At 65.1% G+C, this 12,398-nt stretch carries 9 protein-coding genes; 8 read left to right on the forward strand and 1 reads right to left on the reverse strand.

From position 1 onward, the window contains the following. Positions 1–82: 82 nt before the first annotated feature. Positions 83–2,416, reverse strand: coding sequence for a type VI secretion system tip protein VgrG (locus QTN24_RS21985; protein WP_313839812.1), 2,334 nt, complete (start codon positions 2,414–2,416; stop codon positions 83–85). A 284-nt stretch (positions 2,417–2,700) separates the two neighbouring features. Here QTN24_RS21985 and tssB point away from each other — a divergent pair, with 284 nt between their 5' ends. The 8 genes from tssB (at position 2,701) to tssE (ending at position 12,371) form a co-directional block, all read left to right on the forward strand. Continuing rightward, the gene (gene tssB, locus QTN24_RS21990) at positions 2,701–3,207 is read left to right on the forward strand and encodes a type VI secretion system contractile sheath small subunit (protein WP_313839813.1); all 507 of its coding nucleotides are present in this window, start codon (positions 2,701–2,703) and stop codon (positions 3,205–3,207) included. Between the two features lie 24 nt (positions 3,208–3,231). After that, positions 3,232–4,791 (forward strand): type VI secretion system contractile sheath large subunit, encoded by a 1,560-nt coding sequence (gene tssC, locus QTN24_RS21995; protein WP_124684513.1) that lies wholly within the window; start codon positions 3,232–3,234, stop codon positions 4,789–4,791. 104 nt (positions 4,792–4,895) lie between these two features. Continuing rightward, positions 4,896–6,242 (forward strand): type VI secretion system baseplate subunit TssK, encoded by a 1,347-nt coding sequence (tssK, locus tag QTN24_RS22000; RefSeq protein ID WP_313839938.1) that lies wholly within the window; start codon positions 4,896–4,898, stop codon positions 6,240–6,242. Next, positions 6,239–6,889 carry a DotU/TssL family secretion system protein gene (locus QTN24_RS22005; RefSeq protein ID WP_313839816.1) on the forward strand — a complete coding sequence of 217 codons (651 nt, stop codon included), beginning with the start codon at positions 6,239–6,241 and terminating at the stop codon, positions 6,887–6,889. The genes tssK and QTN24_RS22005 overlap by 4 nt, the downstream gene beginning before the upstream one ends. A gap of 7 nt (positions 6,890–6,896) precedes the next feature. Next, complete coding sequence (locus tag QTN24_RS22010; RefSeq protein ID WP_313839818.1) at positions 6,897–8,612, forward strand: OmpA family protein; 1,716 nt, start codon at positions 6,897–6,899, stop codon at positions 8,610–8,612. A gap of 13 nt (positions 8,613–8,625) precedes the next feature. Continuing rightward, a complete protein-coding gene (locus QTN24_RS22015) occupies positions 8,626–9,111 on the forward strand; it encodes an Hcp family type VI secretion system effector (protein ID WP_124684516.1) in 486 nt (161 codons plus the stop codon). A gap of 102 nt (positions 9,112–9,213) precedes the next feature. Next, on the forward strand, positions 9,214–11,943 hold the full coding sequence (gene tssH, locus QTN24_RS22020; protein WP_313839820.1) for a type VI secretion system ATPase TssH: 2,730 nt from the start codon (positions 9,214–9,216) through the stop codon (positions 11,941–11,943). Continuing rightward, positions 11,943–12,371, forward strand: a complete 429-nt coding sequence (tssE, locus tag QTN24_RS22025) for a type VI secretion system baseplate subunit TssE (RefSeq protein ID WP_172966063.1) — start codon at positions 11,943–11,945, stop codon at positions 12,369–12,371. Before tssH ends, tssE begins: the two co-directional genes overlap by 1 nt. The last annotated feature ends 27 nt before the right edge of the window (positions 12,372–12,398 follow it).

Below are 12,398 nucleotides of genomic sequence, written 5' to 3' on the forward strand. Positions count from 1 at the left end.
AGCCATCATCGGGTCAACTTCGGAAGGCTTGGCAGAACTCCTGCCTTCGCTGGGTAGGAACGGCGGGCTGATTATCATTGGTTCAGCGAGTCAGGGGATAGTGTCCGACTTCCTGGAGGTCGGACTCGGGAAGAATCGGCAGGGGTGTGGCGACGTTAGCTGGGCCTTCGAAGGCGAACGACGCAGCCTTGACCCGGAAGTCACCTGGACAAGTTATTTCGACGCTCCCGTTCTCGATCGTTATGCAGGCTCCCCCGCTCGCCACTACAGTTTTCGTTTTCCCGGTAATGCAAACCTCTTCCTTCACGCTTGCGATATCCAATCGCCTGTCCGCGTAAAGGTCCATGCCGGCGCTCTGCGCCTGGATCTCGACCTTGCCCTTCGCCGCAAACAACTTGATTCCCAGCTTGTGCGCGCAGAGCGAAATCAGGTGACCCGCCGCCATGGTGATGGACCGCCGAGCATTGATGTCGGTGCTATCACCGGCCACGGTGGTGAAGCCGCCTCCGGCAGCCAACTGAATATTGCGCCCGGACACGACACCAACGGATGCCGGTGCACTGGCCAATAGCCCCGGCGCAGCCATCTGCTCAAGTTCGCGATGAGCACCCTGCTGGGCGTCTACATCTGCAGGCTCCCCGTTGGCGTCACGGGTAGCAGCGGCCAAGGACTTCGCAAGACTCAGCGCGCGCTCCAATTCGGCAATCGTTTCCTGCATATCGAGTTGCAGTCCGGAAGCGCCTTTCTGGTCGTGGGCTGTGAGGTACAGGCCTTTTCCTGTCCGAATCGCCCCCCACCCCGACGTCCGCAGTTCGAACCCTTCCCCGCGCTTCTTCCTCTGTCCGTCGACCAGGTACCCCAGGTTCAACTGGCTTTTCCCGCCGTAATCGGTCGACAGCTTGACGCCTTCCTCACCCTCCCAGTCCTCGAATCGCAGCTTGTTGTTGCTCTGCGTCCGGATGACGTTGCGCGACAGCCAGCGGTCCTGGTTCGTGATCAGGTCCTCGTGCTCGCTGTGGTGGTGGGCGTGAGCGATGTAGGGCTTGTTCGGATCGCCGTCCCGGAAGGCCACCGCGACCTCGGTGCCGTCGATCAGCGGGAAGTGGAAGCCGGTCTGCCGCGCGCCCGCGAATGGCTTGGCCAGCCGCAGCGGCACGCTTTCGCTGCCCTTGGGCCAGTCGTCGAAGTCCAGGTCCAGGCGCACCACGTACAGGCCCTGCTGCGTCAGGTAGGCGTACTGGTAGTCGCCCGGGGAAGTCACCCGGCCGCTCAGCGTGCCGGCGATCCTCGGCCACCGGCTTTCGTCGATCGGCAGGCGGAAGCGCCGGTCCGACGGGATCGCCTTGAAGGTATTGCGATAGGCCTCGTCGCGCGCCCCGGAATGGACGACCTCGGTGATGACCTGCCCGTTCGGCGCGTCGTCGAGCGCCATGTCCAGCCGCAGGATCCGTGCCGGACACAGTTCGATGACATTGCTCTGCCCCGTGTAGACGATCTGCCCGGCCAGCGCCGCCTCGTGCCGAAGCTGCGCCTCCCAGGTGGCGCTGGCCGCATCCAGGTGGTGGGTGCCATAGAGGTAGGACTGGCCGTAGTTGGCCTTCTCCTTGCGGGCGACATTGGCCTCGGCAGCAAGGCGTTCGTAGGCGCTTTCCGGGTTGTAGTCGGCCACCCGGATCGATTCGGGCACGGTCCGCACGTGCGTCTGGATATCGAAGACGGTCTCGACCCCGGCCTCAAGGCCGGCCGTTTCCCGGTACGGCACGCGCAGGGCGGGCTGGTAGAGGTAGTGGTCAATGTCGTCGCAGACCTGGAACACGTCGCCGAAGTGGGACCCGAACTTGCCGGGCACGAAGTAGCTGTACAGCCCCTCCTGCTCCATCAGCAGCCGGATGTAGTCCCAGTCGGACATCTGATACTGGAGTCGGAATTTGTGCTCGGGATAGGCGCGCCGGGTGCGGAACGCGAACTGGCTGCCTTCGAGCCCGTGCCGGCGCAGGATCGACTCGATGATCTGCGGTGCGGTCTGGTGCTGGTAGACGCGGCTTGCCTTTGTCAGCGTCAGCAGCGCCACCTTCGGGCGGACTTCCAGCTCATAGGCGTGGAAGTCGCGGGTCTGGCGGGTTCTGGAGAAGCGGAAGATGCAGCCGGAAAACTGGCGCGGCGGCGAGCCATCGCCGGGATCGATCGAGAAGGTGGCGTCCTTGCGCAGGTACTCGTGGCGGTCCAGCGGCAGCGGGTGGGTGACGCGGACCGTCACCGTGTAGGGCTCGCCGAGCCGCTCGACCGCGTCGAAAGAGACCACCGACAGCGCCACGGCGCTCGGTGCGCCGAGCACTTCAAGAAAGTACGACTGATGGGCAGTCGCCCGCCGCAGCCCTTCGCCCAACGCCTTCAGTCCATCGACCACACCAGCCATCGTCCTTGCTCCGTTTCCAGTGGGCGACAGCCACCGCGACACCCATCGCACGCGTTGCGCTCAATTGCCTGCGCGCCGCACGTTACGCGGATTTCGCCCATCTGGAAACTTTGAGATTTCGGATAAACGACTTAAATCAAAAGAACGCAAAGATTCTGACGAAGGCTATGTACGGCCGCCGACAGAAGCTGATAAATAGCCAAACGCTTCGCCGCGTCGACGTCTTGCAGAGACAAGATCCGACGTGAATATCGTCGAATTACTATTTAAATGGGAATAGGCATATGTCGGAAAGCTTTCAGAACGAAGTGCCCAAGGCGCGCGTCAACATCAAGCTGGATCTGCATACGGGCGGCGCGCAGAAGAAGGTGGAGCTGCCGCTCAAGCTTCTGGTCATGGGCGACTACAGCAACGGGCAGGACACGCGGGCGCTGGCTGAACGCGAGAAGGTTTCCGTGAACAAGAACAACTTCAATGCTGTGCTTTCCGACTACAACCCGAAGGCGCGCATCGCCGTCGAGAACACCCTGGCCGGCGATGGCACGGAACTCGCCGTCGACCTCGACTTCAAGTCGATGAACGACTTCAAGCCCGAAATGGTGGCCAGCCGCGTGCCGGAACTCCGCGCGCTGATGGCCGCGCGCAATCTGCTGCGCGACCTCAAATCGAATCTTCTTGATAACGCCATGTTCCGCCGGGAGCTGGAAAAGATCCTCAAGGATCCCGCGCTGTCCGAGCGCCTGCGCGCCGATCTGCAACAGATTGGTGAATCCGCCCCGTCCGTCCAGTAATTCGTCCAGGAAGAGTGAACTGCAATGGCCAATCGCGAAATGTCTTCGTCCTCCCAGAGTGCCGCCCAGGGTCAAGCCGACGCCGTGGTGCTGGATGCGCCGGCCCAGAGCGTCTATGAGTCGCTCTGCGCCAAGATCAACCTGACGCCGGTCACCAGCACCCGGCCGGTCGAGTCCTTCCAGAGTGCCGATGCCCTGGCGGAATCGTCGCTCGACGAGCGCGTAACCCAGGCGATGAGCGTGTTCCTGAAAATGATCCAGGATTCGTCGCAACAGGTGGACCGCCTCGACAAGAGCCTGCTGGACTTCCACATCGCGCACCTGGACGACCAGATCAGCCGCCAGCTCGATGCGATCATGCACCATGAGACGTTCCAGGAAATCGAGTCGGCGTGGCGCGGCCTGAAGTTCCTGGTGGACCGCACGGACTTCCGCAAGAACGTGAAGATCGAGGTGCTCGATGTTTCGAAGGAAGCCCTGCGCCAGGACTTCGACGACACGCCCGAGGTCATTCAGAGCGGGCTGTACCTCCACACCTATATCCAGGAGTACGACACCCCCGGCGGGGAGCCGATCGGCTCCATCATCTCGAACTACGCGTTCGACCGCAGCCCGCAGGACATCGCCCTGCTGCGCAATATCTCGAAGGTCTCGGCCGCCGCCCACATGCCGTTCGTCGGCTCCGTATCGCCGAAATTCTTCGGCAAGGATTCGATGGAGGAAGTGGCCAGCATCCGGGATATCGGCAACTACTTCGACCGGGCCGAATACCTGAAGTGGAAGAGCTTCCGCGACTCGGACGATGCCCGCTATATCGGACTGACGCTGCCCCGCTTCCTGGCGCGGCTGCCGTACGGCCCCGAGACCGTGCCGGTGCGAGCGTTCAACTACACCGAGGCGGTGAAGGGGCCGGACCACACGCGCTATCTGTGGGCCAACGCATCGTTCGCCTTTGCCGCGAACATGGTGCGCAGTTTCATCAAGAACGGCTGGTGCGTCCAGATTCGCGGCCCGCAAGCCGGCGGCCTGGTCGAAGACCTGCCGATTCACCTCTACGACCTGGGAACGGGCAACCAGGCCAAGATTCCGACCGAGGTGCTGATACCGGAAACGCGCGAGTTCGAGTTCGCCAATCTCGGCTTCATCCCGCTGTCGTACTACAAGAATCACGATTTTGCGTGCTTCTTCTCGGCTCACTCGGCCCAGAAGCCGGCGCTATACGACACCAGCGAAGCCACGGCCAACAGCCGCGTGAATGCGCGCCTGCCGTACATCTTCCTGCTGTCGCGCATCGCGCATTACCTGAAGTTGATCCAGCGCGAGAACATCGGTACGACGAAGGACCGCCGCGTGCTGGAGCTGGAGCTGAACACCTGGATCAAGACGCTGGTGACCGAGATGACCGATCCTGGCGACGAACTCCAGGCTTCGCACCCGCTGCGCGAGGCGAAGGTGATCGTCGAGGACATCGACGACAACCCGGGCTTCTTCCGCGTCAAGCTCTTCATCGTGCCGCACTTCCAGATCGAAGGGATGGACATCAACCTGTCGCTGGTATCCCAAATGCCCAAGGCCAAGAACTAGGCGGCGCCGGTTCATCGGCACCGCGCGGGTGAGAATGCCCCGCGCGGTGCCCCCTCCTTGCGTTCGCCATGACTTCGCGCGTTTCGGCGCGGCTTTGGATCACCATGAAGGTATCGAGACCGCTGTGGGCACAGGGCATTTTCATGACCCCGCAGCACTTCCAGCAGCAGGCCCTTTGGGAACGCCACGCCGACGAGCTTGGCGCCCGCATTGCTTGCCCCGATCCCTGGGGCGTGGTGCGTGTAGTGCCCGATACGCAGGCGCTGTCGATCCATCGTCTCGTCCTTGCCGCAGTGACGGCGCGGCTGCCCGACGGCACCCTGGTCGATACGGAAACGGCCGACTGGACGCCGGCGGCGCGCGATCTTGGCGATGTGCCGGCCCACCTGGACAGCGTGACGGTGCTGATCGGCCTGCCGCTGATGGACGCGCAGGGCGGCAATTGCATCGAGGCCGGCGAACGCCCCGCGCGGCCCCGCCGATTCGTACGCGAGTACCTTGCCGTGGCTGATCTGCATGGCGAGGGCAACGAGGAAATCAGCGTCGAGCGCCATGCGCTCTCGCTGCTTTTTGATTTCGAGGCACACAGCGATTATGTTACCTGCCCGATTCTTCGACTGGTCCGCACACCGCAGCATCGCTTTGAGCTCGACGCGACGTTCGTGCCGCCCTGTCTCTTCCTGTCAGCCAGCGACCGCCTTACCGAGCGCATGCAGCGCCTGGCCGAAATCCTATCCGCGAAAAGCCGCAGCCTGGCGGTACGCCGGCGCGAACGGTCTGATCAGATCGCAGACTTCGCAGTGGCCGACGTCGCCCTGTTCTGGCTCCTGCACAGCGTCAACAGCCACTGGCCCGAACTGGCGCGGCTGTGCGCAGCGCCCCAGCAGCCTCCGGAGCGCCTTTATCACGTGCTGGCCCGCCTGGCCGGTGCGCTGCTTACGTTTTCTACGACAGAAACGCTGCAAGCCATCCCGGCCTACGATCACCACACTCCGGAACCCGTCTTTGCCGAACTTGAGTCGCTGGTCCGGACACTGCTCGACACGGTGATCCCGTCCCGCGTCGTGCCTGTTGCGCTGGAGCAGGCGCGGCCGACCATCTGGGTCGGCACGATCCAGGACGAACGGCTTGTCGAAGGCGCCGAGTATTACCTCTCCGTCCAGTCCGGCTTGCCCGCGCACGCGTTGCTGGAGCAATTGCCACGGCTGTGCAAGGCCGGTGCACCGGACGAGGTGGAACAGATTGTCAATTCGGCGCTGCCGGGCATCCCGCTGCGCACCTTGTCCCGCTTGCCTGCCGCCATCCCGGTTCGCCTGGAGAACCAGTACTTCGCGCTGGACGGCTCCCATCCTGCCTTCCGACGGATGCTCGACGCGCGGGCCTGCCAGTTCTATGTGCCGGCATCGATCCCGGACGTCTCGCTTGAACTCTTCGCCGTGTTGCCCGCATGACCACCCTTGTCCCGACCTGCCCGCTGGCGCTACGCGATACCGCGCTGACCGTCACCGAATTGAACGATGCCGCCAGACCGGATGACACCTTCGAATCGTTTCGCGCGACCTGCCTGACGCACGTCAACCGGCTGCGCGAGGAGTTGACCGCAGCCGGCCACCCACCGCCAGTCGTCCAGGACGCAATCTACGCACAATGCGCGCTGTTCGACGAAGTGGCGCTACGCAACCTGGACGAGCCCCACCGTAGCGCGTGGGAACGCGAGCCGCTGCAGGTCAAGGAGTTCCAGAGCCATAACGCCGGCGAGGAGTTGATCGCGCGCATGGAGCGACGGCTCGCCGAGCCTGAATCGGTCGTGCCGCTGCTGATGGTCTTCCACACCGTCCTGGGACTTGGCTTCCAGGGCAAGTTCGCGCTCGAAGGCGCCGGCGCCCGCGAGGCGCTGATGCGCGCCATCGACGAACGTCTGGTGCGGGCGGGCGTTCGCTGGGACGAAGGGCCCATTATCGTCACCGCCGGCAAGACACGCGGCGTTCGCCACATGCCCCCCATCGCTTGGGTGGGCCTGGCCTTGGCCGGCGCGGGGGCCGTCTATTTCCTGCTGGATCGATGGCTGACAGCTTCGATCGCGCAACTGGCCGGCTGAGGCATTCGTGACCGGCTACCCCTACCGCACGCAGTTTGGCTGGATAGCGACGCTCGCGCTGGCCTGGCTGGCGCTGAGTTCGCCATGGAGCACCGCCTGGAACTTGGTGATCGCTGGCGTGACGGTGACGCTCGCCATCGCAGCCATCGCCCTCGCGACCCGGCGCCAGCGCGCGCGCCGTCGTGCCGCGCAGGCCGTGCTGACCGCGATCGACGCCTCGCTGGAGACGCTGCCTGGCGACATCCGCCGCAACACGCCGCTTGTGCTCACCGCCGGCATGACGCGCGATGTCCAGTCGTCTGTCTTCGGCAACGCACTCGTGAAGATCACCGACGCGGCGATCTGGGTGCGCGTGGACGATCCGAGTCGGCTGCCGCACATCGCCGATGCCTTGAAGCGCTGGCGCAATGGGCAGGGGCCCGATGCCGTGGCCTGCCTGGTCGCAGCCGACGCGGCACGCGATGCCTCCACGCTGACGGTGTCGCTGCGTAACTGGCGGGCGTCGGTCGGCGCCGCCAGCCGCGCGCTTGGGTACTCCCTGCCCGTGTGCGTAGCCGTCTACGCCGAGGAAGCTAACGGCCCGCCGGACGATTCCCCCTGGTTCGGCTTCTCGGGCGATGTACCTGTCGACGGCGGTATCGCCGAGACGCTGGCGATCCGGCTATCCCAGTACGCTGGCATCAGCGTGCCCGCCGATCGGCCGCGACGCATGCACCGCGCGGCGCGGCTTGATGCACTGGTGCGTTGGGCCGATACGGTCCTGATGCCGACGTTGCGGCATGACGATCCGCACCGAGCGAACGCCAGCCGACCGCTGCCGCTTGCGGCGTTCGGCGTGACGGCAATCGCAGGCGCTCCGGCGCCTGACGCGGACTATGCGCGGTACATCGCCAGCATCACCGGCCTGACACCGGCTACCCGTGAAAGCCGGCGGCCGCCCTATCCCCTGCCCGACCCGCTGCTCCGGGGCCTCGCCCTGCAACCGGTGCAGCGCGTGTTGCCCCACGCGCTGGCCCACGGTTTCGTCTGGCTGACCCTGGCGTTCTGCGCCGCCGCCGCAGCTTCCGCGTGGCACAACCAGGAGTTGGTGGCGCGTGTGACCGGCGACATGGCGCGTTTCCAAGCGCTGGACCCCGCCAACGATGCGGCCCGCCGCGATGCCCTGCTGGCCCTCAAGCGCGACCGGGACGAGCTGGAGCGCTATCAACGCAACGGAGTGCCGCCAAGGCTCGGGCTGGGTTTCTACCGGGGCAAGGCGCTGCGCGAGCCGGTGGATGGCCTGATTGCCTCCTACCAGCCGCCCGCGCCGCCGCCACCCACAGTCGAACTGGACAGCCTGTCGCTGTTCCGCAGTGGCAGTGCGGTGCTTGAACCAGGGTCCAACCGCGTGCTGATCGCCGCTCTCGACATGATCAAGGCCCACCCGGACAAGCGCGTGCTGGTGGCCGGACACACCGACTCGACGGGACACGCCGCCACCAACCTGAAGCTCTCCGAGGCGCGCGCCACGTCGGTACGCAACTGGCTGGCCGATGCGGCCGGACTGCCCGTCACGCACTTCGCGATCCAGGGCTATGGCGACACCCGCCCGAAAGCTTCGAACACTACCGACGCCGGGCGCGCCGTCAATCGCCGCGTCGAGATCACGCTTGTCCCAGATTGCCGCGACACAGGTCGCGGTGCTCAGGCAACCTCGGGCCATCCGGCCTGTTCATTCCAGTGAAAGGAGTTAGTCCATGGCAATTCCCGCATACATGTGGATCAAGGACGATGGCGGTGCCGACATCAAGGGTTCGGTCACCGTTTCGGGCCGCGAAGGCAGCGTCGAGGTCGTGGCGTTCGACCATGCCGTCAATATTCCGACAGACTCGAACACCGGCAAGCTGACCGGCACCCGGGTGCACAAGCCGATCACCTTTACCAAGGAGACCGATGCCTCGACGCCCTATCTGTACAAGGCGGTCACCAGCGGCCAGACGCTGAAATCGATCGAGATCAAGTGGTACAAGATCGACGACGCCGGCAAGGAGAAGGAGTACTTCAACACCAAGCTGGACAACGTGAAGGTGGTCGGCGTCACGCCGAAGATGCTGGACATCAAGAATCCGGCGTACGAGAAGCACAACCACCTGGAAGAAGTCGAGCTGCGCTACGAGAAGATCACGTGGTCGTACAAGGACGGCAACATCATCCACGCCGATAGCTGGAACGAGCGCTCGTAACCCTTGCCTGGCCGCCGCCCTGCGCCGGCCCTCCACTCGCCGCGGCCGGGACACCCCGGCCGCGCGCTTCTGATACGCCTGGTTGCTCCAACTCAAATCGCCATGACCGCCCGAGACTATTCGCCGTACCTGCGACGCCTGAACAACCATTGCGCCCGCGCGCTGACTGACGCGGCCGGGCTATGCGAGACACGCGCGCACCGGGATATCGAAGTCGAACACTGGCTGATCAAGCTGCTGGAACTCGGGGACGGCGACATCCTGGCCATCCTGCGACGCTATGAGCTTGACGTCGATGGCATCTGGAACGCGCTGCTGGGCAGCATCGACCGGCTGCCGCACGCGCTGCGGGGCAAGCCCGGGCTGTCGGCCCGGCTTGGCCAATGGCTGGAGGCCGCATGGGTCAAGGCGTCGTTGAGCGATGGCGGCGACGTGATCCGCTCCGCCCATCTGCTGGCGGCGCTGGCCGATACACCCGCCCTGCTCCGCGCCCCCGACGCCTGGCCACTGCTCAGTATCTCGGCGGCGCAGATCGAGCGGCTGCTGCCGGAACTGGACAAGACTTCATCCGAAACAAACGACTCGCCGGTCGCGACCCGGCGCGCATCCCGGAGTCGGCGAAACACCGCCGGCGCTGCCGCCAGCGACGCCATGAACGCCATCGCCCGTGCGTCAGCTTCGCCAGAGGCTCCGGTCGCTGGCGACAATGCCGCCCTCGAAAGGTTTACGACCGACATCACCCAAAAGGCTCGCGACGGCCAGATCGACCCGGTTCTCGGCCGCGATGTCGAGATCCGGCAGATGATCGATATCCTGGCGCGCCGCCGCAAGAACAATCCGATCCTGGTCGGCGAACCGGGCGTGGGCAAGACCGCGCTGGTCGAGGGCCTGGCGCTGAAGATCGCCAACGGTGACGTCCCGGCCGTGATCCGCGACGTCAGCGTGCTGACGCTGGACCTCGGGCTGCTGCAGGCCGGCGCCGGCGTCAAGGGCGAGTTCGAGCAGCGTCTGAAGCATGTGATCGAGGCGGTCCAGCAATCGCCCAAGCCCATCCTGCTGTTCATCGACGAGGCCCACACGCTGATCGGCGCGGGCAACCAGGCCGGCGGTGCCGATGCCGCCAACCTGCTCAAGCCGGCCCTCGCACGCGGCGAACTACGAACGATTGCAGCCACGACATGGTCCGAGTACAAGCAGTACTTCGAGCGCGACGCAGCGCTGGAACGGCGCTTCCAGATGGTAAAGGTCGACGAGCCCGACGACGCGAACGCCTGCCTGATGCTGCGCGGGATCAAGGATCGCTACGCACAGCATCACAACGTCCACATTACCGATGCCGGGGTCGCGGCGGCGGTCCGGTTGTCTCGGCGATACCTGACCGGCCGTCAGTTGCCCGACAAGGCTGTCGACCTGCTCGACACGGCGGCAGCCCGTGTTCGCATGAGCCAGGAGGCCAGGCCCCTCGCCTTCGAGATGTGCGAGGCCGAACGGGCGGCGCTGGAAGTCGAACGCCATGCCCTGCAGCAGGACCAGGGAGCCATTGGCGTCCATGACAAGGAACGGCTCGCCAGCATCGAGGATCGGCTTGCCGCCCTTGCCGCCGAACACCAGCGACTCGAACAGGCTTACGCCGACCAGAAGGATGCCACCGAAACCCTGTTGACCTTGCGCAAACGCTGGCAGGCGGCCAACGACGATTCCATCCGGCGCGACCTGGAACCCGCCATCGCCGCCACGCGCGCCACGTTGTCGGTGCCTGGTCAGCCGGGACTGATCCATGCCGAGGTCGACGAGATGGCGATCGCGCAGGTCATCGCCGACTGGACCGGCGTGCCGGTGGACAGCCTGCTGTCGAACGAGATCGCAACGTTGCTGGAACTGGAAGCGCGCCTTGCCGATGTCGTGGTCGGCCAGGACGGCGCGCTGGCGACGCTGGGCCACAGCCTGCGCGCCGCCAAGGCGGGACTGAAGCCAGCCGAGGCGCCGCTGGGCGTGTTCCTGCTGGTCGGACCGTCGGGCGTCGGCAAGACCGAGACGGCGCGCGCGGTGGCCGACCTGATGTTCGGCGGAGAACGGTCCCTGATCACGATCAACCTGTCCGAGTACCAGGAGGCGCATACCGTATCGCAGCTCAAGGGGTCCCCGCCGGGCTACGTCGGATACGGACAGGGCGGGATTCTGACGGAAGCGGTGCGGCAGCGACCGTACAGCGTCGTCCTGCTCGACGAGGTCGAGAAGGCCCACCGCGACGTGCTCAACCTGTTCTACCAGGTGTTCGACCGCGGCTTCATGCGCGATGGCGAAGGCCGGGTCATCGATTTCCGTAACACGGTCATCTTCATGACGTCGAATCTGGCCAGCGACGCCATCATGGCCGCCAGCGATGCCCTCGCCGACGCCTGCGACGAAACCGCCCTCACCTTGCTGCTGGACACCATCCGCCCGAAACTGGCCGCCCACTTCCAGCCGGCGTTGCTGGCACGGTTCCAGACCATCGTCTACCGTCCGCTTTCGGCAGCGGCGATGGCCACCATCATGCGCATGAAGCTTGGAAAGCTCGCGACACGAATCCAGCAGCGCTTCGGCGTGCCGCTCCAGTTCGACGATCCACTGGTCGACGCGCTCGTGCAGGCTTGCCTGCAACCAGACTCCGGCGCGCGCAATATCGACAGCCTGCTGGACCAACGCCTGCTGCCGGTGCTGTCGCGCGAGCTGCTGTCGCGCGTGGGCAGCGGCCAGCTTCCGGCTTCGATCTCGCTGTCGTATGCGGAAGCAGACGGCATCGGCGTGCAGTTCGAAGACCGCTGCAACGACACCCGGGAGGCAGACTGATGCGCGGCGGACCCGGTCTCTTCGAAGCCGTCACGGGCTTCTTCGCGAACGGCGTGCCAGTCGACGCGTTCGACCCCGCCACGCAGACGTTCCTGTCCGTGCAGGACAACATCCAGCGCATCCTCAACAGCCGCCGCGGCAGCCTCGCCCACCTGCCAGACTACGGACTCGGCGACCTGTCGCGCATCTACCGCCACCTGCCCGCGTCGGCGCACACGCTGCAACGCGAGATCGAAACCACGCTACTGCGCTACGAACCGCGCCTGAAAGCAATCGACATCGCAATCGATGACACCGAGCCCGGCATGCTGCTCAGCTTCACGATGAGCTGCCACCTCCACCGCGCCGGCCTCGTACGATTCGGCACGCATTTCACCCCGGATGGCAAGACAAGGCTGACGCTGTTACGGGCGGGTCAGGAACCGTAGGCGGGCGACGGACGTCGCCCAAAATGA

Source organism: Cupriavidus sp. SZY C1 (assembly GCF_032190535.1).
GTDB classification, from domain to species: Bacteria; Pseudomonadota; Gammaproteobacteria; order Burkholderiales; family Burkholderiaceae; genus Cupriavidus; species Cupriavidus pauculus_C.